Raw genomic sequence first — 19,372 nt, 5'->3', positions numbered from 1 at the left:
GGAAATATCGATCATGGCGCTTGAAGAATCTCATGTGCGCCGGGCCGCTCACTTGGCCCGACTCGCTGTCAGCGATGACCAAGCCAGCGGCTTTGTAGACGACCTAAGCCGGATTCTGGACATGGTCGACCAGCTACAAAGCCTCGATACTGAAGGCGTTACGCCGCTCGCCCATCCGCTAGATGCGACCCAGCGACTGCGCGCCGATGAAGTGACGGAAACCAACCAGCGCGACAACGTTTCAGCGCTGTGCTCCGGCAGTGGAAAATGGCCTGTATCTCGTGCCCCGCGTCGTTGAATAAGTACGCTGAGTAACAACGCACGAATATTTAATCAAGCCACCACTATTGCCTCTTTTTTTCTCCCCTGAACGGAGCTTCTGGGTCATGTACGAGAAAACCTTAACGCAACTCGCCGCCGCGCTAAAAAGCGGTGAGTTTTCAAGCCGCGAGCTGACCGCTCACTATTTGCAGCGTATCGAACAGGCTGACGGCAAGCTGAATAGTTTTATCAGCGTGACCGCCGAGCAAGCGCTGAAACAGGCTGAAGTAGCCGAACGCCCGAGCGGCAGGCAACGCCGGGCCGCTGTCAGGCATTCCCCTAGCGCTCAAAGATATTTTTTGCACCCAGGGCGTGAAACCAGCTGCGGTTCAAAAATGCTGGATAATTTTATCGCCCCCTACAACGCCACCGTGGTTGAAAAGCTCAACGCGGCGGGCACGATCAGCCTGGGCAAAACCAATATGGACGAGTTCGCCATGGGCTCCTCCAACGAAAACAGCTACTACGGCCCGGTCAAAAATCCCTGGGATCTGACAGCGGTGCCCGGCGGCAGCTCCGGCGGCAGCGCAGCAGCAGTCGCAGCTGGTTTGGTGCCCGCCGCCATGGGTACCGACACCGGCGGCTCGATTCGCCAGCCCGCGGCATTTTGTGGCATCACCGGTTTAAAGCCCACCTATGGTCGTGTGTCGCGCTTCGGCATTATTGCCTACGCCTCAAGCCTTGATCAGGCTGGCCCCATGGCGCGCAGCGCCGAAGATTGCGCCCACCTACTGGGTGTTATTGCGGGCCATGACGGCCGCGATTCCACCAGCGTTGCCCGCGGCGTACCCGACTATGTGGAAGGCCTTAATGCCCCCCTCTCGGGCCTCAAGATCGGGCTTCCCAAAGAGTATTTCGGCGATGGTTTAGACCCTGATGTCGAAAAAGCCGTCCGTGAGGCGGTAAAAGTTTACGAATCCCTAGGCGCGACGGTTCGTGAGGTCAGCCTACCGCATACCCACTATGCGATTCCGGCCTACTACGTGATCGCCCCCGCGGAAGCCTCTTCCAACCTGTCCCGCTACGACGGTGTGCGTTTTGGTCACCGCTGCGACAATCCCAGCGATTTGATCGATCTTTACACACGTTCGCGGGCTGAAGGCTTCGGCGAAGAAGTTAAACGACGCATCCTGATCGGCACTCACACGCTCTCTGAAGGCTTCTTTGACGCCTACTACACCAAAGCCCAGCAGGTGCGCCGTTTGATCCGTCAGGACTTCCTGGACGCCTTTGAAGACGTCGACGTGCTGATGGGCCCCGCCTCGCCTACCCCCGCGTTTGACCTGGGTGCCAAAAAAGATCCGGTGTCGATGTACCTGCAGGATATCTACACTATCGCGGTGAACCTGGCGGGCATTCCCGGCATCAGCGTGCCGGCGGGTTTGGCCGGTGGCCGCCCCGTTGGTCTCCAGATTCTGGGCACCCACTTTGCCGAAGCGCAGCTGCTTAACGTCGCTCACCAGTTTCAGCAAGCGACCGACTGGCACTTACAACGTCCTGCCTTTGCCGAGGAGTACGCCTAATGCAATGGGAAACCGTGATTGGGCTTGAAGTCCACGTTCAGCTCGCAACGCGTTCAAAAATCTTTTCCGGTGCCTCAACGGCGTTTGGCGCCGAGCCAAACACCCAGGCCTGCGCGGTGGATTTAGGCCTACCTGGCGTGCTGCCAGTGCTCAATGAGCAGGCCGTGGCCATGGCCGTGCAGTTTGGCCTGGCGGTGCATGCGGATATCGCCGAAGTCTCGGTGTTTGACCGTAAAAATTACTTCTACCCCGACCTGCCCAAGGGTTATCAAACCAGCCAGATGTACCATCCCATCGTCGGCCCTGGCGATGTTGAGATTACGTTGGAAGATGGCAGCACCAAGCGTATCCGCATTCACCATGCCCACCTTGAGGAAGATGCCGGTAAATCGCTGCATGAAGATTTTCACGGCATGACCGGTATCGACTTGAACCGTGCTGGCACGCCGCTACTGGAGATCGTCTCCGAGCCGGATATGCGTAGCGCCAAAGAGGCCGCGGCGTATCTCAAAGCGATTCACTCGATCGTTACTTACCTGGGCATTTCCGACGGCAATATGGCGGAAGGCTCCATGCGTTGCGACGTTAACGTCTCGGTACGCCCCAAAGGTCAGGAAGCCTTTGGCACCCGCGCTGAGATTAAAAACGTTAACTCTTTCCGTTTTGTCGAGCGCGCCATTGCCTTTGAGGTTGAGCGACAAATTGAGCTGATCGAAGATGGCGGCAGCGTGGTTCAAGAAACCCGCTTGTTTGACCCAGACCGTGATGAAACCCGCAGCATGCGTACCAAGGAGGAGGCCAACGACTACCGTTACTTCCCCTGCCCTGACCTGCTGCCGGTGGTGCTTGACCAAGCTTATCTTGACCACCTGCGTGGCCAGTTGCCCGAGCTGCCAGCAGATAAGCGTGAGCGCTTCCAGAACGAGCTGGGTCTGTCTGCTTATGACGCCAATGTCATCTCCGCCAGTCGCGATATGGCCGAATTCTTTGAAGCGGTGCATAGCGAGTGCGGCGATGCCAAGCAGGCAGCTAACTGGGTACAGGGTGAACTTTCCGGGGCACTTAACCGCGAAAACCTGAGCATTGCCAATAGCCCGATCTCAGCGCGCCAACTAGGCGAGCTGATCAGCCGCGTACTGGATGACACCATTAACGGCAAAGCCGCTAAGGAGGTTTTTCAGGCGTTGTGGAACGGTCAGGGTGAGTCCGCCGACGAGGTGATTGACGCAAAAGGCCTCAAGCAGGTGACCGACACCGGCGCCATTGAAGCAATGATCGATCAAGTGATTGCCGACAGCCCCGCTCAGGTCGCCCAGTACTGCGACTCGGAGCCGGAAAAACGCGGCAAAATGATCGGCTACTTTGTTGGTCAGGTGATGAAGGCGTCGCGCGGCACCGCCAACCCACAGCAGGTGAACGGCTTGCTAAAAGAGAAGCTCGACGCGCTGCTGTAAAACCAAAAAAACGGCTGCCTAGGCAGCCGTTTTTTTAATGACACACATTTGAACTAGGCCAACTGGCTGGGTTGGGTAAATCGCTTCAACTGCGCGCACCCAGCGGCCCACACATCGGCTTCAAACTCGGCGATGGCGGCGGTAGGGAAGCCAAGCCCCTGAGCAGGGCTGCCCTCTACTAATAACCCCGCCAGTTCGCCTACCAGCGGCATATGGCTGACCAGCATGATCGGCGCACCTTCAGGCTGTTCAAGCAACCAGTCGCTTACTGCATGGGGCGAGTCATCCGGAGTGATAAAATCCAGCGTTTCCAGCGAGGCTCCCAGCGCATCACATAGCGTTTGCGCGGTTTGCTGCGCGCGAGAATAGGGGCTGGCATAAATTTGCGGCATAAACAGCTCCCCATCAGCCACGCGCTCAGTCAGCCAACGGGCCATTTTTTTGACCTCCTGCTCACCATGAGGCGTTAATCGACGCGCTTGGTCGGGATACCCCGGTGCGGCCTCAGCGTGGCGCATAATCAACACATCAGGCATTCCTGCCTCCATTGCCCTTAGAAACCTGGTTCTTAGAAGCCTGGTTCTTAGAAGCGTGGTTGTGAGGAGCTTGGTCTCGATGGGCCTGCTGTACGGCTTCACGGGGCAGAATAAACTCTACATCGCTACTCTGCTCACCCATCATAAGGGTGCGCGCCATCTCCTGGGCGGGCACGCCGTCAAACAGCACATGATTGAGACCTTCCGCCAACGGCATATAAACACCCATTTCACTCGCTTTAGCGCATACCAGTTTAACGGTGTTTCCCCTTCTGCGACCTGGCCAAGGGCATCAACCGCCTCTTCCAACGTACGCCCTTCGCCCATGGCGTAGCCAACACGATAATTACGCGACAGGTTAGACGAGCAGGTAACGATCAAATCCCCCACCCCGCCAGTCCTAAAAAGGTCATTGGGTTAGCCCCCTGGGCAACGGCAAAGCGGCTCATTTCGGCTAAGGCGCGAGTCATCAGCATACTGCGGGTGTTTTCGCCCATGCCCAGCGCCGCCGCCATACGGCGGCAATCGCATAAATATTTTTCAGTGCACCACCCAGTTCAACACCATGACGGTCATCGCTAGCGTACACACGAAAGTAACGGCAACCCAATACTTGCTGTACGCGGGTGGGGTAAGCGGGTCAGCGCTGGCAATCACGGTAGCAGTTAACTGCTTATCGGCAATTTCAGAGGCCAGATTTGGGCCCGCAATCACGCCAATGTGACTAAAGCCCGTTTCCTGCTCGAGTACTTGGCTCATCAACAGAAAGCCTTCTTGCTCGATCCCCTTGGTGGTACTGACCAGTATCTGCTCGGGTCTCAACCACGCTTTCGCCGCCTGCACAACGCTGCGAAAGGCCTTTGAAGGAATAGCGATGAGTACAAGCTCCGCATCGGCCAGCACGGCTTGGAGGTCGGTTGAGGCTTTCACTGCCGGATTCATTGCATAGTGGGGCAGATAACGACCGTTACGGTGCTCTTGGTTGATTTGTGTGACCAGCGTTTCGTCACGCATCCACTGACGAACGCGGGCACCATTATCGGCGGCAATGCTCGCTAGCGCCGTACCAAAACTACCGCCTCCCAGCACCGCTAAGTTGGTTGTCACTGGGACATTGGTTTGCTGCTCAGCCATGACGATATCCTGATCGTTAGTCTCTTACATTACTGGGTACTTTAGCATCTTCACCCATAGCATCTTCACTAACAGATGCGGCCCGCTTGGAAATCCAAGCGGGCCGCATGTCTGACGTTATTGGCTCATTAAGCCGTCAAGACGCTATTCAGGACGTTTCACGTAGGCAGCCGGGTCATCCAGATGGCCGCCCTCTGCAATAATTGCCTGATCGAGCAGGATGTGGGCTAACTGTCCAAATTGATCGCCTTCAGCCCCTTCCAAACGCGCTACCAGCGCGTGGCTAGGGTTAAGCTCAAGAATCGGCTTCACCTCGGGCAGCGGCTGACCGGCGGCTTCCATAATGCGGCGCATCTGGTAGCCCATTTCATGCTCGGGTAGCACGACGCAGGCCGGTGAATCGGTAAGGCGGTGAGTCACTTTTACCTCTTGAACACCATCGCCCAGCGCTTCTTTTACGCGCTTCACCAGTTCCTCTTTGGCTTTAGCGGTCTCCTCCTGAGCTTTTTTCTCTGCTTCGTCTTCCACATCGCCAAGATCAAGCTCGCCCTTGGCCACATCAGCAAAGGTTTTACCGTCGAATTCAGTCAGATGGCTCATCAACCAGTCATCGATACGGTCAGACAACAGCAGAACTTCGATGCCTTTTTTGCGGAAGATCTCCAGGTGAGGGCTGTTTTTCGCCGCATTGAAGCTATCAGCTACGACGTAATAAATCTTCTGCTGCCCCTCTTTCATGCGCTCGACATAGTCTGCCAGCCCGTGCTCCTGGGCAGCCGTATCGGTATGGGTTGAGGCAAAGCGCAGCAGACCAGCAATTTTTTCCCGATTAGAGGGGTCTTCGCCCGGCCCTTCTTTCAACACGCTACCAAAGGTATTCCAGAACGTCTGGTACTGCTCTTTATCTTTGGCCAGCTTCTTCAGCATATCCAAACCGCGCTTAGTAAGCGCCGATTTGATCTTATCAACATTGGGATCCTGTTGGAGCAGCTCACGGGATACGTTTAGCGACAGTTCGCGGGTATCCAGTACGCCTTTGATAAAGCGCAGGTAGAGCGGCAGGAACTGTTCGGCATCGTCCATAATAAAGACACGCTGAACGTAGAGCTTAACGCCCCGGGCACCGTCGCGCTAAACAGGTCAAAAGGTGCCCGACCCGGTACATAGAGCAGCTAGTGTATTCGAGCTTGCCTTCGACCTTGTTGTGGCTCCAGGTCAGCGGGTCAGAGAAATCGTGGGCAACGTGCTTGTAGAACGCCTTGTACTCATCGTCGGAAACCTCGCTCTTGGGACGCGACCACAGCGCGTCGCCTCGTTAACGGTTTCCCAGGTAGACACTTCACTACCCTCGATAGGATTGCCCTCGTCGTCCTTCGCCGTTTCTGTTTTCGGCATGCGCACGGGGACTTCGATATGATCCGAGTACTTACGAACCAAGCCCTGCAGCCGATAGTCGTCAGCAAACTCTTTGGCGTCCTCTTTCAGATGCAGAGTGATTTCTGTGCCGTGCTGAGCACGCTCAATATCGGCAACGGTAAATTCACCTTCCCCTTTCGAGCGCCACTCAACGCCTTCTGAAGCGTCTGTACCCGCCTTGCGGGTGCGCACCGAAATTTCATCAGCGACGATAAAACCCGAGTAGAAACCAACGCCGAACTGACCGATTAGCTTGGCGTCTTTCTGCTGCTCACCAGAGAGCTGCTTGAGAAACTCAGCGGTACCGGAACGCGCAATGGTACCCAAGTTGGCGATCACGTCTTCCCGGTTCATGCCAACGCCATTATCACGTAGGGTGATAGTGTTGGCATCGCGGTCGTGTTCGATTTCAATGCGTAGTTCGCTGTCGCCTTCGTAGAGCGCATCGTTATCGAGAGCCGCGTAACGTAGCTTATCGCAGGCGTCGGCGGCGTTTGAGATAAGCTCGCGTAAGAAAATCTCCCGGTTAGAGTACAGGGAGTGAATCATCAATTCAGCAGTTGCTTAACTTCCGTTTGAAAGCCTAGCGTTTCTTCGTGGTTAGCCGATGTATCAGTCGCTTGTTCGTGGGTAGCTGTAGTCATGCGCTTAGCCTTATCAATCACGTTGAGTCGCATCCCTCTGCGTGTACATGCAATGGGATAAAATGGTTTCGTGGAGTAGATATGGGGATAGGCAGCGATTTTTCAAGCAGCCTTGATCAAGAAGCCACTGGGGGTAGCAAGCCGCTGGGGTCAAGAAGGCGTCATATCGGGATCGGTATATTTCAGGCCCGATAGCCTTCCAGGCGCTGATCGATACGATTGAGCAGCCAGCGACTATCAGCACGTCATCCACCACGCCGATTAGCATCAGAAAATCGGGTATCAGATCGAACGGCAGTACCAAATAACCCAGCGCTAATGCCATCATGCCGAATGCCGACCAGGGAATAGGCCGAAAATCGCCACGCATGACGTCTCGCGTCATGGGATAAACAGTTTTAAAGCACGCACTATACGTTTTGTCGCCCAAACGCGTGATTTGAGTCGACGCAGCAACGACCAAGTGGATAATGGGGCCATAGGTAATTAAATCCTTTTAGTATCTGGGCTGTCAGATCATGACGGCTAATATTCGTTCAGTATAGCGGTTGCACCGCAAACTGCGTGGGCTGCTCCCGAGCCCCGATTAAGTGACACCGATTTACAGAGAGAGAGCACCATGTTGGTTTCGCCATTTCGCCATACCGCCCGCGTGCTGTGTACAGCACTACTGGCGGGATTACCTGCACTTTCGTGGGCCGCATCCGATAGTGAGTTACGCGATGCCCTCGCTGCTGCCCGCGAGCAGCAGTGGGCACGGGTCGATGAGCGCTCAATTGAAGACCACCGCTGCGTGGCTATGTGGAGTACCACCGCTTAAGGGGGCAATTGCCTAACGTGGCTCCTGAAAGGGTGCATCAATTTATCGACCAGCACGCAGACTCTCCTCTAGCAGGGTGGCTGCGTGGTCAAGCGATCGCAAAGTATGGCCATGCGGCCGCTATAGCGACCTGCTGGCAGTGGCCGATGGCGAGCCTGCGGGCACGGTTCGCCAGTGCTACTACTACACGGCGCTGCTGGATGAGCAGCCTCAGCAGGCGAGCGAAGCGGGGTTGGCTTTATGGCGCGTAGGCAGCTCGCAGCCTAATGCTTGCGACCCGCTATTTGCACGCCTGCGGGCCAATGGCACTATTGATGCCACAGCTATTTGGGAGCGTAAAATGCTCGCCTGGCAGGCGGGAGAAACGCGCCTATCGAGCTATCTTGGTGGGCTATTAAGCGGTCAGTGGCAAACCGCTCTAGAGACGGTGGATAGTGTCACAGCACGCAGCAGCGCCATTACCCAGGCGCCCAGCTGCCTAGGCCCGAGTGTGCCGCCACGGCAAGCTTCTACCGGGCCGCCATGCAGCGCTACACCCGTGAAGATACGCCTGCAGCCTTTGCCGCCTGGCAGACGCTCTCGTCGCGTTTAAACCTGCTGCCCAGTGACCGTCAAGCTATTGAAGAAGAACTGGCTTTTTACGCCCTGGTGCGCAATGTACCGGGCACGCTAAGCTGGGTTGACAGCGTGCTACCGAGCCTGGAGAGCGAGCGCGTATTAGAGCTGCGTGTCCGCCATGCGCTGGCTAGCAGGGACTGGAACGGAGTGCTCTACTGGATTGCCGAAATGCCCGCTATCCAGCAGGAGAATAGCCGTTGGCAGTATTGGCTGGGCCGCGCCAATGGGCAGCTTGGCAACCAAGCGGCCGCCGAAGCACGCTACCAACAGGCTGCGCAGGATCGCAGTTTTTACGGCTTTGCAGCAGCAGAAAAGCTCGGCCAACCCTATCAATTGAATCTTGAACGCAATCATTTTGACGAAGCGTCACGTCAACGTATTGCCCAACTCCCCGCCGTTCAGCGTACCGAGGCCTTGCTACGCATTGGCGAGGATGGTCTCGCAACAGCGAGTGGCTGCACGCGGTGCAGAGCGGTTCGCCGCAACAGGCACGAGCGCTAGCCGACTATGCCGCTCAACAGCAGTGGCATGCGCGCCTGGTGCAAACCACCATTGCCGCTGAAATGTGGGACGCCTTGGATTGGCGCTTCCCCCAGGCCTACCACGACAGCTTTCAACATTGGGGCCGTCTCACCGGCGTGGATCCATACCTATTGATGGCCATTACCCGGCGTGAAAGCGCTTACAACCCTAACGCCCTTTCACCCGCAGGGGCGCGTGGATTAATGCAGCTAATGCCCGGTACCGCCAGCCAAGTCAGTCGCGAATTGGGCATTAGCGATCCTGGCCCTACGGTGTTCTCGACCCAGAGCTTAATATACGCCTGGGCAGCACCTACCTGCGCGACAAGCTGCAACGCTACCAGGGCAATCGACTGGCCGCCGCAGCGGCTTATAATGCGGGCCCTGGCCGCGTCGATCAGTGGCTGGGCGATGGCGTAGAGGCCTTTGATCTCTTTGTAGAGAGCATCCCCTTCCGCGAAACCCGCGACTACGTGCAGGCGGTGCTTAGCTATCGGGTGATTTTGAAAGCCTCGCTAACGGTGGCAGTAGCGAAGGCGTTTCACTGCTTAGCGATAACGAGCAGCAGGTACGCTACGACCGAGCCCTGCTCGCCCGCCGCTAAGCCCTTCTCTACCTACCACATTACCAGCGTCCGGTTTATACCGGGCGCTGTGTTAATGCCAGCCGAATACCAAACACCACCAATACACTGCCCGTAGCGGCATTAAGCGCTTGCGCAAAACGTGCGTTAGCCAACCATTTGCCGGCACTTCCCACCATCATGACCACGCTGATTTGCCAATATTGGCGATGATAAAGTGCACTCCCGCCAGCCATAGCGACTTCAGTAGCGCAGGATCGCCAGGAGCGATGAACTGAGGCAAAAAGGCCATGTAGAACACCACGGTTTTGGGGTTCAACACATTGGACAAAAAACCCTCTTAACCGGCTGCCAGCGCGAAACGGCAGGCACACCTTCTAGCACACCATTAACCGGCAGTGGCTGGCCTTTCCGCGCTGCTAACAAGCTGGTAATACCCAGCCAAATTAGGTAGCCCGCCCCCACCAGCTTCAGCATATGAAACGCCCAGGCCGACTGGAGCAGGATCAACGAAATGCCCAATGCAGAAATCGTTGCATGCACAAACAGGCCGCAGCAGATAGCTAAACTCGTGGTGACCCCATCGTGGATGCCTCCGCGGGCCGTATTGCGTATCACCAGCAACGTATCAACACCGGGGCTTATCGTCAGCAACGTGATCGCTACCAAAAAGGAAATAAACTGCGCATCAATAAAACCTAACTGCATCATTTGTGCTTGCTCGCAACCAAATAAAAAATCTTAGGAATGTCGCTGGACGACAGCCGTGTTTACATCTAGAGTAATTGTAGCGGGTGGACAATAGAGTTGCCCGTGATTACTAAGCACGTTAAGGAAATAGAAAATGGCAACTGGCACTGTTAAGTGGTTCAACGACACTAAAGGCTTCGGCTTCATCTCTCCTGATGACGGCGGAGACGATCTGTTCGCCCACTTCTCCGAAATTCAAGCTGAAGGCTTCAAGACCCTGCAAGACGGTCAAAAAGTCAGCTTTGAAGTGACTCAGGGTAAAAAAGGCCTTCAGGCTTCCAACATCCGCCCAGCTTAATTGCTAACGGATGGACAAAGGCCCGCAAACGCGGCCTTTTTTATTGCCTGACTATTGGCTAAAGAGAATCACTCAAGCGATCCTCTCTCACTCCGCGACTCTCCATTAGCACCGGTTTCCTGGCTATCTTCAGCGCTATCGACATCACGATTATCAGAATCACCGCTATCGGAGTCATTGCTGTCAAAGTCATTGCTATCAAGCTCGCCTGACGGCTCGACCACAGCACCACTCTCCGCCTCACGATTCTCCAACTCTTGGAATTGTTCCTCAAGCCGCTGCTGCGCTTCTTCAAAGCGACGTTCGGTGTCTTCAATCAAGGCGTCAACATCGGTTACATCACTGTCATCCTGCAAGGGTGTGCGCTCGGGCAGACTGCTTTCGGTGTCCCAGCTAGGCGGTACATCCTCGTTCTCCATCGGCTCCAAGGTTGGCGCCTGCTGCTCTACCTCCTGAAACTGCTCCTCCAAACGCTGCTCGGCCTCTTCAAAACGGCGTTCAGTTTCGGCAATGATGTCATCTACATCGGAACGTGTAGCTTCACCCGGCATAGCGCTCTCTTCATCGAGCACCTCTTCAGGATCCGCCGCCAAGGTGTCTTCACCAGCCTCAACCTCTTCACCGCCAGCCGTCGCACTGCCACTGGACTGAGTGCCGCTGGATTGGGGATCACTAGCCTGAGTGTCGCTATCCTCGCGCAGCGCTTCCGCTCGCTCAAGCTCCTCAGCAGCTTGGCGCTCCTCAATATCATCCTCTACTTCTTCAGGACTGGACATCTCAGTCGCGTTTTCAGCCGTGACCGACGCTTCTTCGCCCGCCCCCTCATCACGAGCCGTTTCTTCATCCGTCACCGCAGCATTATCATCGGGTGTCACGGTGGGATCTTCCTGGGAGTCACCGCAGGCACTCAGCAAAAGAGCCACGGCGGCGAGCGCGGGTATCCACACGCGATTTGCCATTTAATTCTTCTCCTTTATAACGTTAACAATGTGAGCCAAAAGAACTAAGGCCGGCTGGTCGAGGAGAGCAACGGGCACTCCTCAGGCAGTAACACACGCAGAGCAAGGGGCACTACTTCCGCGCAGAACTGGTCATAGTAGCGCGCTTCGCCGTCTAACGTGAGTGGCCAGGGCGAACCATTTGCCTGGGTGGTCACGGTTAGTTGGGTCGTGGTGAAGTAGCGCACGAATCGCCCGTCATAGGGGAAACTCTGCAGCTCGCTAATGAGCTTGGTCAGTTCCGTTATCGACCGAAAGTCTTTGACCAGCAGCACGTCCAGACGGCCATCATCCAGCTTGGCACGCGGCCCCAGTACCTGTCCCCCGCCCGACTGGCGGCCATTACCTAGCGCCAGTAGCAACAAAGACGCACTCTCCTCTTTTTCGTCCCAATGGAGCGTGCCGCGATAGCTGCGGTGGCGCCAAGCCTTCAGCGCGCCCATCACTGAGTAAGCCCCGCCCCCGAGCAGCCGCTTAAGCGTTTTCGGTGTCGACGAGGTAACTTCAGCGCCAAACCCACCGGTGGTCATGTTGATATAGTAGCTGGTGGACGATTCGCCACCTGCACCTGCGGTCACGCGCACAACATCAATGGGATAGGCGCTTAACTCCCGTGCAGCGGCCAAAGCGGCGCCTGGCTCCAGCGGTAAACCAACGGAGGTAGCAAAATCATTGGCACTGCCTAGGGGCACAATGCCCAGCGCAGGACGCCGGTCATGAGGTAAGCGCATCAGCCCGTTCATGACTTCGCTGACAGTGCCATCGCCACCACAGGCAATCACGTGGGTAATGCCCATGGCGCCAGACTGCTCTGCAATATCCGCAGCGTCGCCCCCTTCCCAGGTAGCGCGAACCGTAATCAGCATCCCTGCCTGACGTTGTTCATTGACTGCTTCACGCAATGCCGGGTTACCGGCGGATTTACCATTGATAATCAGTAAATAGTGTTGCTGTGAGTCTGTCACTATTGTTATTCCTTTCCATGGTTTAACTGCGGTTATTCACTACTGCGCTAAACGCTTATGCCAGTGCTTTCTCGACCACCTCGTATACATTTGAAGATAGCGGCTGTTGTTTGATCCGCTCAAGCTCAGACCGCATTAGTGCTTGGCGGGTTTCATCAAAGCGCTGCCAGCGGGTTAACGGGGTGATTAGCCGCGCGGCAATTTCCGGGTTAAGCCGGTTGAGTTCGATGACCACATCAGCCAGTAGTTGGTAGCCTTGACCATCCAAACGGTGGAAATTGACCCGGTTCTGAGCAAAGGCGCCGACCAATGCACGGACTCGATTGGGATTCTTGAGTGAAAAGGCGGGATGCTGCATCAGGTACTTCACCCGCTCAAGCACATCTGGCTGAGGGCGCGATACCTGGACGGTGAACCACTGATCCATCACCAACGGGTCATGCGCCCACTTCTCACCGAAGGCTTTGAGTGCTGGCGAAGCCAGGTCGTCGCGGTCGCTGTGCACCAGCAGGGTGAGCGCCTGACGCACATCGGTCATATTGTGGTCAGCAGCGAATTGGCTTTCACACAGTGCCAAGCCCTGCTCATCTTCAATCGACATAAGATAAGAGAGCGCCACGTTTTTCAGGCTACGCTGAGCTATTTGCTCCGGTGTCGGCGCGTACGCTTCTTCCGTCACATTGGCTTCATAGATAGCCAGAAACTCATCCCGCAGAGCCACGGCTAATGACTGACGAACAAATTCCCGCGCGGCATGGATAGCATCTACATCCACAATGGGCTGCTGCTCGGCGATATATGCTTCAGAGGGTAGCGTCAGCATCTCTGCCAATACCGCCTTATCGCTCATTGGCCCGCTCAGCAGCGCTCTAAAGGCATCGACAACGCGGCTATCCATGACCTTTTCGACGCCATTCCTATGGGCAGCAATCAAGTCATCCAAGGCCAAAAGCGCTAGGCGTTGACCCGCATCCCAGCGGTTGAAACCATCGCTGTCATGGGTCAATAAGAAGGCGAGATCTTCCCTTGAATAGGGATAATGCAGCTTCACCGGGGCGGAAAATTCGCGTAGCAAAGAGGGCACCGGCGCTTCGGCAACATCGGTGAATACAAACGTTTGCTCATCGTCACGTAGATGAATAACCGCGTCTTTGCCGAGCTTTTCGCCATTGAGCGTCAGGGTGAGATCCTGCCCCGACTTGGTACCTACCAGCCCCATACGCACCGGGATATGCAACGGCAGCTTATCTGGCTGGCCGGGTGTTGCAGGCGTACGCTGACGCAGCGTCAAGTGGTACTCGCCCTGAACATAATCATACTCACCGTGGGCATCAATATCCGGCGTTCCCGCCTGGGAGTACCAGCGCATAAACTGGCTGAAGTCTTCACCGGAGGCTTCAGCCATACAGCCGACAAAGTCTTCAATGGTCACCGCTTGACCGTCGAACCGCTCGAAGTAAAGGTCTGAACCGCGACGAAAGCTCTCCTCCCCGACTAAATTACGCAACATGCGTACGACTTCGGCCCCTTTCTCATAAATCGTCAGGGTGTAGAAGTTGGTAATTTCGATAAAGTGGTCGGGACGAATCGGATGCGCCGTGGGGCCAGCATCTTCGGCAAACTGGGCCGTGCGGAAAAAGGAGACATCCTGAATGCGCTTAACCGGCGCTGAATTGGTATCCGCCGAAAAGCACTGGTCACGAAAGACCGTAAAGCCCTCTTTCAGCGAGAGCTGGAACCAGTCGCGGCAGGTGACGCGATTACCCGACCAGTTGTGAAAGTATTCGTGGGCGACTATGCCTTCCACGTTTTGGAACGCTGCATCGGTGGCGGTCTGGGGGTGGGTCAAGACCGCGGCGGAGTTAAAGATATTGAGGCCTTTGTTCTCCATCGCTCCCATATTGAAATCATTGACGGCCACGATCATAAACAGATCCAGGTCGTACTCGCGCCCATACGCCTGCTCGTCCCACTCCATGGCACGCTTTAACGAGGCCATGGCATGCTCGGTCTTATCCAGGTTCTCTTTTTCTACCCAAATCTGCAGCGTGACATCCCTTCCGCTCATGGTGGTGAAGTGATCTTCTACGCTATGCAGGTTGCCTGCCACCAAAGCAAACAGGTAACAGGGCTTGGGGTGCGGGTCTTCCCAAGTAACAAAGTGGCGACCGCCCTTCAGCTCGCCGCGCTCAATCGGGTTACCGTTAGCCAGCAAAATCGGCTCTTGCTGCTGATCGCCGATCACAGTGACCTTAAAGGTCGCCATGACGTCTGGGCGGTCAGGGTAAAAGGTAATCCGCCGGAAGCCTTCGGCCTCGCACTGGGTGCAGTACATACCGTTGGATTGGTACAGCCCCTCTAACGCCGTATTCTCCTGCGGGGCGATCTCCACCTCGCTCTCCAACACAAAACGCTCGGGCACCTGAGCAATGCGCAGGACTTCATCATCTAGTTCATAAGCAGCGACATCCAGCGGCGTTGCATCAATCGCCAGGGAGATAAGCTTTAGGTGCTCGCCATTTAAGACGAGCGGTGCCTTAGCGTCAGCTTCTGGATGTCGCTCAATCAACAGTCGCGCTTTCACACGGGTCGCGGCGGGGTCAAGATCAAACGTCAGCTCGGTATGAGTTACCCGGTAGGCGGGTGGCTGGTAGTCGCTTAAATAAACCGGCTGCGGATCAGACATAGTGCGTGACTCCTGTATAAAACGAATATTACATAGTTCAAAATGTTCGACAGCTTAACACCGCTACCTAGTCGCGGAAGTTATCGAATTGGAGCGGTAAATCCGGCCCCTCTTCGCCGCGCAGCAATGCCATAACAGCTTGTAAATCGTCGCGCTTTTTACCCGTTACACGCACTTTCTCACCTTGAATTTGCGCCTGCACTTTGAGCTTGCTGGCCTTGATGCGCTTGACCACATCTTTGGCTTCCGCCGCGTCGAGCCCCTCCTTAAGAGCGACTTCCTGGCGTGCTTTCACGCCGGAGAGCACCGGGTCTTGAACATCCATACAGCGGGCATCGATACCCCGGGCGATTAAACGGGCTCGCAGCACATCGAGCATCTGCTTGAGCTGGAAATCGACTTCCGCCTCTAGCTGCACTTTGTCACCTTCAAGGGTGAAGCTGGCATCGACCCCCTTAAAATCGAACCGTGACTGCACTTCCCGGTTAGCTTGGTCTACGGCGTTAGCGCCTTCGTGTTTATCGAACTCTGAAACAATATCAAATGAGGGCATGATGTAATTCCTGAAAAGACATGACCACCTATTCTAGAGCAGCCAGCCCCTAGGGGCCAATCCTGTTCTTTTTTGTTGGATTTTAGGGTGCATTATTGAGACAAATATTCACAAAACACCGAAAATACCTGTACAAAAATTATCTTCAAGTACCTCCATAAAGATGTTCAACCCTGTGCTGATAGCTTAGGCTAGCGGATTATGAATATTGGCTATTTTTCAGCTTTCCGCTTTATCAGGAGATACCATGAGTGACCGCGACACCCGCCACAAAGCCTCTATGGAGAAGCTTAAAACGCGCGTAGAGGAGAAAGTCGCCAGTGCTAACGAGCAGCGCGGCCTAATCATCGTTAACACCGGTAACGGTAAAGGCAAAACAACCGCTGCCTGGGGCACGGTCACCCGCGCTTTGGGTTATGGCTATAAAGTGGGCGTAGTGCAGTTTATCAAGGGGTTGTGGGAGTGCGGCGAACGCAATCGATTGGAGGAGGATGCCAATCTAGAGGTGGCGATAATGGCTACCGGTTTCACCTGGGATACGCAAAATCGCCAAGCGGACACCGACGCCTGCCAAGCAGTGTGGAAAGAGGCTGAGCGTATGCTCGCAGACCCAGAGACCTATCTGGTGGTGCTCGACGAAATCACCTATATGCTCAAGTTTGGCTACTTGGAGATCGAAGCCGTTAAACAAGCACTGGAGAATCGTCCTAAAGAACAGACAGTGATTATTACCGGCCGCAACGCTCACCGCGAACTCGTCGCCATGGCCGATACGGTGACTGAAATGCAGGAAGTGCGCCATGCCTTCAACAATGGCCTGCAGGCGCGTCGGGGTATCGACTTTTAATCCTGACCATCAATGCAAAAGGGGCAACTAAGTTGCCCCTTTTGCTCATCTGCTCACTAATGGCCCACTTAAAGCATGCTTAGCTATCGAACGGGTTACGTAGCACGATGGTTTCCATGCGGTCTGGACCGGTGGAGATAATATCGATACTGGTACCTACCTGCTCTTCAAGGTAACTGATATAAGCGCGGGCATTGGCAGGTAAATCCTCTACCTTTTTAGCCCCTAGAGTCGACTCTTTCCAGCCTGGCAGGTCTTCGTAAAGGGGTTCAACAGCTTCATAGCCTTCTGAATCCACTGGCGTTTCCAGCACGTCACCATCTTTACTGCGATAGCCAACGCAGACGCGGATATTTTCCAGCCCGTCCAGTACGTCCAGCTTGGTCAGGCAGATACCGGTGACCGAGTTGATTTGCACCGCGTGACGCAGTGCCACAGCGTCAAACCAGCCACAGCGGCGGGCACGGCCAGTGGTAGCACCAAACTCGTGGCCACGCTCGGCAAGGTGGCGGCCATCGACATCGAACAGCTCAGTGGGGAACGGGCCTGAACCAACACGGGTGGTATACGCCTTGGTGATACCCAGCACGTAGTCCAAATAGAGCGGGCCGACGCCAGAGCCGGTGGCTGTGCCGCCTGCGGTGGTGTTAGAGCTGGTTACATAGGGGTAGGTACCGTGGTCGATATCCAACAGCGAGCCCTGAGCCCCTTCAAACAGGATATTCTCACCGGCTTTTCGCAGGTCGTGCACCATACTGACGGTATCGCACACCATGGGACGCAGCTCTTCGGCCATTTGCATCGCCGTGTCCAGCACTTCCTGGAAGTCGACCGCCGGTTCACCGTGGTAATTCACCAACACGAAGTTGTGGTAGTCGAGCACTTCGCCCAACTTGGAAGCGAAACGTTCGCGATGCAGCATATCGCCTAAGCGCAGGCCACGACGGGCGACTTTGTCTTCGTAGGCAGGCCCAATGCCCCGGCCAGTGGTGCCAATTTTGGCAATGCCACGGGCTTTTTCACGGGCCTGATCCAGGCGCACATGGTAGGGCAGGATCAGCGGACAAGCTGGCGACAGACGCAGGCGTTCGCGTACTGGCACACCTTTGGCTTCCAGCTCACGGATCTCTTTGATCAGCGCTTCCGGCGAAAGCACCACACCATTACCAATCACGCAGGTTTTGCCTGGACGCAAAACGCCGGATGGAATCAGGTGGAGAACGGTCTTTTCACCGTCGATGACCAGCGTATGACCCGCGTTATGGCCACCTTGAAAACGCACCACGGCGGATGCGGACTCAGTCAGCAGGTCAACGATTTTACCCTTGCCTTCGTCACCCCATTGGGTGCCCAGCACTACGACATTCTTACCCATTATGATGCACTCGTCTCTTGTGTCAGGGCCGTTGGCTGCCAACGACCATCGATAAGCTCAAGACGGCGGTCACACTCATGCTCCGCCGGCCCAGTACGCTGCCCTGGCAGCGCTTGAATCACGCGTTCTCCCTGCTCACGCAGCGCGACAATGGCAGCGTTGAGCGACTCATCCTGCACAGCGGGCGACCAAATAGCCCCGCGACTCGGGGATGCCAGCGCCAGCGACGCCAGCTGTTTCAGATCCATCGAGAAGCCGGTGGCCGGGCGCGCACGACCAAAAGCCCGCCCGGTATCGTCATAACGTCCGCCTTTAGCCAGCGCATGTCCGTAGCCCGGCACATAAGCGGCAAACATCATACCCGTGTGGTATTGATAGCCGCGCAGTTCCGCCAAGTCAAAGTAGAGCGACACATCAAAGCGTGCCAGCACCCCTTGATAGAGCGCATCCAACTGATCCAGTGCCGCCGTGACCGAGGCCGGCGCACCGGCAAAACGCTCCCGCGCCTGGCGTAAAACATCCGCACCGCCGTGCAGATCACCCAGAGCTAACAGCATGTCCGCTAAGGCCGGGTCGCTGACGCTGGCATCTACATGCTGCGCCAGTTGACTGGGTGATTTTAGCGCTAACGCCTCAAATAGCGCACGCTCCTGCTCGTCGCTGAGCGCTGCCGCTTCGGCAAGGCTTCGATAGATACCGATATGCCCCAACGCCAAGTGAATCTCCTCAGCGCCCGCGGCCTTCATGCTGGCCAGCGCCAAGTGAATTATCTCACTGTCCGCTTCTAGCCCGGCATGACCAAACAGCTCAGCACCCACCTGTACCGGGCTACGCCCTCCCTGATGCTGGTCTGCCTTAGCACGCAGTACATTAGTGCAGTAGCAAAGGCGCACCGGCCCCTGACGCTTTAGCGAATGGGCATCCATACGCGCAACCTGCGGCGTAACGTCCGCCGAGGCACCCATCATACGGCCGGTCAACTGATCAGTCAGTTTGAAGGTCTGAAGATCCAGATCCGTACCGGTGCCGGTTAACAGCGAATCCAGAAACTCCACTGGAGGCGGCATAACTTGGTCGTAGCCCCAGCAGTGGTAAAGATCGAGCAGCGCGCGGCGCAGCTCTTCCATACGGCTTGCCTGAGGCGGGAGCACCTCATCCATGCCGTCGGGCAGTAGCCAGCGGTCAGCGATGGTCATGACGATTGCCTTGAACTTGAAGAAATAGGAGCCACAAAAAAACCGGGCGACGCCCGGTCAACAAATTCTATCACGTTTATTGGCCGGGTGAACCCCGCTTGGCTATCAACAAACCAAGACGAGGAGCACCGGCC

The 19,372-nt window shown here is 55.9% G+C and carries 14 protein-coding genes and 5 pseudogenes; 6 read left to right on the top strand and 13 right to left on the bottom strand.

The features are described from left to right. Positions 1-13: 13 nt before the first annotated feature. The 3 genes and pseudogenes from gatC to gatB all read left to right on the top strand — a co-directional run bounded on the left by gatC (position 14) and on the right by gatB (position 3,298). Positions 14-302 (top strand): annotated as a pseudogene (gene gatC / locus FDY98_RS09030) (Asp-tRNA(Asn)/Glu-tRNA(Gln) amidotransferase subunit GatC). An 84-nt stretch (positions 303-386) separates the two neighbouring features. Then, positions 387-1,844, top strand: a complete 1,458-nt coding sequence (gatA, locus tag FDY98_RS09025) for an Asp-tRNA(Asn)/Glu-tRNA(Gln) amidotransferase subunit GatA (RefSeq protein ID WP_155705796.1) — start codon at positions 387-389, stop codon at positions 1,842-1,844. Further along, on the top strand, positions 1,844-3,298 hold the full coding sequence (gene gatB, locus FDY98_RS09020) for an Asp-tRNA(Asn)/Glu-tRNA(Gln) amidotransferase subunit GatB (RefSeq protein WP_009287767.1): 1,455 nt from the start codon (positions 1,844-1,846) through the stop codon (positions 3,296-3,298). Before gatA ends, gatB begins: the two co-directional genes overlap by 1 nt. A gap of 53 nt (positions 3,299-3,351) precedes the next feature. Here gatB and sixA read toward each other — a convergent pair whose 3' ends face one another. The 6 genes and pseudogenes from sixA to FDY98_RS27550 all read right to left on the bottom strand — a co-directional run bounded on the left by sixA (position 3,352) and on the right by FDY98_RS27550 (position 7,413). Beyond that, positions 3,352-3,834 (bottom strand): phosphohistidine phosphatase SixA, encoded by a 483-nt coding sequence (gene sixA / locus FDY98_RS09015; RefSeq protein ID WP_027959073.1) that lies wholly within the window; start codon positions 3,832-3,834, stop codon positions 3,352-3,354. After that, a complete protein-coding gene (locus tag FDY98_RS29435; RefSeq protein WP_442907966.1) occupies positions 3,827-4,063 on the bottom strand; it encodes a hypothetical protein in 237 nt (78 codons plus the stop codon). Before FDY98_RS29435 ends, sixA begins: the two co-directional genes overlap by 8 nt. Further along, positions 3,976-4,304: pseudogene (locus tag FDY98_RS29430) on the bottom strand (NAD(P)H-dependent glycerol-3-phosphate dehydrogenase). Before FDY98_RS29430 ends, FDY98_RS29435 begins: the two are co-directional and overlap by 88 nt. A gap of 70 nt (positions 4,305-4,374) precedes the next feature. Continuing rightward, complete coding sequence (locus tag FDY98_RS29425) at positions 4,375-4,968, bottom strand: NAD(P)-binding domain-containing protein (protein ID WP_442907904.1); 594 nt, start codon at positions 4,966-4,968, stop codon at positions 4,375-4,377. A 128-nt stretch (positions 4,969-5,096) separates the two neighbouring features. After that, positions 5,097-7,028: pseudogene (htpG, locus tag FDY98_RS09005) on the bottom strand (molecular chaperone HtpG). Between the two features lie 13 nt (positions 7,029-7,041). Continuing rightward, a complete protein-coding gene (locus tag FDY98_RS27550) occupies positions 7,042-7,413 on the bottom strand; it encodes a YkvA family protein (protein ID WP_340146435.1) in 372 nt (123 codons plus the stop codon). Between the two features lie 234 nt (positions 7,414-7,647). Between FDY98_RS27550 and FDY98_RS08995 the strand changes: the two are divergent. Beyond that, a pseudogene (locus tag FDY98_RS08995) lies at positions 7,648-9,591 on the top strand (transglycosylase SLT domain-containing protein). 35 nt (positions 9,592-9,626) lie between these two features. Here FDY98_RS08995 and FDY98_RS08990 read toward each other — a convergent pair. Then, positions 9,627-10,281, bottom strand: a pseudogene (locus FDY98_RS08990) (LysE family translocator). Between the two features lie 133 nt (positions 10,282-10,414). On the opposite strand from FDY98_RS08990, the gene FDY98_RS08985 reads away from it, so the two are divergent. Then, the gene (locus tag FDY98_RS08985) at positions 10,415-10,618 is read left to right on the top strand and encodes a cold-shock protein (protein ID WP_007114660.1); all 204 of its coding nucleotides are present in this window, start codon (positions 10,415-10,417) and stop codon (positions 10,616-10,618) included. Positions 10,619-10,686: 68 nt separating this feature from the next. Here the strand turns inward: FDY98_RS08985 and FDY98_RS08980 are convergent, their stop codons facing one another. The 4 genes from FDY98_RS08980 to FDY98_RS08965 all read right to left on the bottom strand — a co-directional run bounded on the left by FDY98_RS08980 (position 10,687) and on the right by FDY98_RS08965 (position 15,820). Then, positions 10,687-11,577 (bottom strand): hypothetical protein, encoded by an 891-nt coding sequence (locus FDY98_RS08980; RefSeq protein WP_051052089.1) that lies wholly within the window; start codon positions 11,575-11,577, stop codon positions 10,687-10,689. 44 nt (positions 11,578-11,621) lie between these two features. Then, positions 11,622-12,581, bottom strand: coding sequence for a lipid kinase YegS (gene yegS, locus FDY98_RS08975; RefSeq protein WP_022523958.1), 960 nt, complete (start codon positions 12,579-12,581; stop codon positions 11,622-11,624). A gap of 55 nt (positions 12,582-12,636) precedes the next feature. After that, complete coding sequence (pepN, locus tag FDY98_RS08970) at positions 12,637-15,267, bottom strand: aminopeptidase N (RefSeq protein WP_027959069.1); 2,631 nt, start codon at positions 15,265-15,267, stop codon at positions 12,637-12,639. Positions 15,268-15,334: 67 nt separating this feature from the next. After that, on the bottom strand, positions 15,335-15,820 hold the full coding sequence (locus FDY98_RS08965; RefSeq protein ID WP_007114656.1) for a YajQ family cyclic di-GMP-binding protein: 486 nt from the start codon (positions 15,818-15,820) through the stop codon (positions 15,335-15,337). A gap of 247 nt (positions 15,821-16,067) precedes the next feature. Here FDY98_RS08965 and cobO point away from each other — a divergent pair, with 247 nt between their 5' ends. Continuing rightward, on the top strand, positions 16,068-16,667 hold the full coding sequence (cobO, locus tag FDY98_RS08960; RefSeq protein WP_027959068.1) for a cob(I)yrinic acid a,c-diamide adenosyltransferase: 600 nt from the start codon (positions 16,068-16,070) through the stop codon (positions 16,665-16,667). A 79-nt stretch (positions 16,668-16,746) separates the two neighbouring features. Here cobO and FDY98_RS08955 read toward each other — a convergent pair whose 3' ends face one another. Both FDY98_RS08955 and FDY98_RS08950 read right to left on the bottom strand, forming a co-directional pair. Beyond that, the gene (locus tag FDY98_RS08955; protein ID WP_022523961.1) at positions 16,747-18,042 is read right to left on the bottom strand and encodes an adenylosuccinate synthase; all 1,296 of its coding nucleotides are present in this window, start codon (positions 18,040-18,042) and stop codon (positions 16,747-16,749) included. After that, on the bottom strand, positions 18,042-19,238 hold the full coding sequence (locus tag FDY98_RS08950; RefSeq protein WP_022523962.1) for an ATP phosphoribosyltransferase regulatory subunit: 1,197 nt from the start codon (positions 19,236-19,238) through the stop codon (positions 18,042-18,044). The genes FDY98_RS08955 and FDY98_RS08950 overlap by 1 nt, the downstream gene beginning before the upstream one ends. Positions 19,239-19,372: the final 134 nt, after the last annotated feature.

It is taken from the genome of Halomonas sp. PA16-9, from assembly GCF_009728585.1.
GTDB classification, from domain to species: Bacteria; Pseudomonadota; Gammaproteobacteria; order Pseudomonadales; family Halomonadaceae; genus Vreelandella; species Vreelandella titanicae.
The sequence above is the reverse complement of the archived record's forward strand: the minus strand, read 5'-3'. Positions and strand labels throughout refer to the sequence as shown.

What these genes read in the sequence shown, in the direction of transcription:
- gatA (WP_155705796.1), top strand. Translation starts at nt 387, where the DNA reads ATGTACGAGAAAACCTTAACGCAACTCGCCGCCGCGCTAAAAAGCGGT.
- gatB (WP_009287767.1), top strand. Translation starts at nt 1,844, where the DNA reads ATGCAATGGGAAACCGTGATTGGGCTTGAAGTCCACGTTCAGCTCGCA.
- sixA (WP_027959073.1), bottom strand. Translation starts at nt 3,834, where the DNA reads ATGCCTGATGTGTTGATTATGCGCCACGCTGAGGCCGCACCGGGGTAT.
- FDY98_RS29435 (WP_442907966.1), bottom strand. Translation starts at nt 4,063, where the DNA reads ATGGGTGTTTATATGCCGTTGGCGGAAGGTCTCAATCATGTGCTGTTT.
- FDY98_RS29425 (WP_442907904.1), bottom strand. Translation starts at nt 4,968, where the DNA reads ATGGCTGAGCAGCAAACCAATGTCCCAGTGACAACCAACTTAGCGGTG.
- FDY98_RS27550 (WP_340146435.1), bottom strand. Translation starts at nt 7,413, where the DNA reads ATGACGCGAGACGTCATGCGTGGCGATTTTCGGCCTATTCCCTGGTCG.
- FDY98_RS08985 (WP_007114660.1), top strand. Translation starts at nt 10,415, where the DNA reads ATGGCAACTGGCACTGTTAAGTGGTTCAACGACACTAAAGGCTTCGGC.
- FDY98_RS08980 (WP_051052089.1), bottom strand. Translation starts at nt 11,577, where the DNA reads ATGGCAAATCGCGTGTGGATACCCGCGCTCGCCGCCGTGGCTCTTTTG.
- pepN (WP_027959069.1), bottom strand. Translation starts at nt 15,267, where the DNA reads ATGTCTGATCCGCAGCCGGTTTATTTAAGCGACTACCAGCCACCCGCC.
- FDY98_RS08965 (WP_007114656.1), bottom strand. Translation starts at nt 15,820, where the DNA reads ATGCCCTCATTTGATATTGTTTCAGAGTTCGATAAACACGAAGGCGCT.
- cobO (WP_027959068.1), top strand. Translation starts at nt 16,068, where the DNA reads ATGAGTGACCGCGACACCCGCCACAAAGCCTCTATGGAGAAGCTTAAA.
- FDY98_RS08955 (WP_022523961.1), bottom strand. Translation starts at nt 18,042, where the DNA reads ATGGGTAAGAATGTCGTAGTGCTGGGCACCCAATGGGGTGACGAAGGC.
- FDY98_RS08950 (WP_022523962.1), bottom strand. Translation starts at nt 19,238, where the DNA reads ATGACCATCGCTGACCGCTGGCTACTGCCCGACGGCATGGATGAGGTG.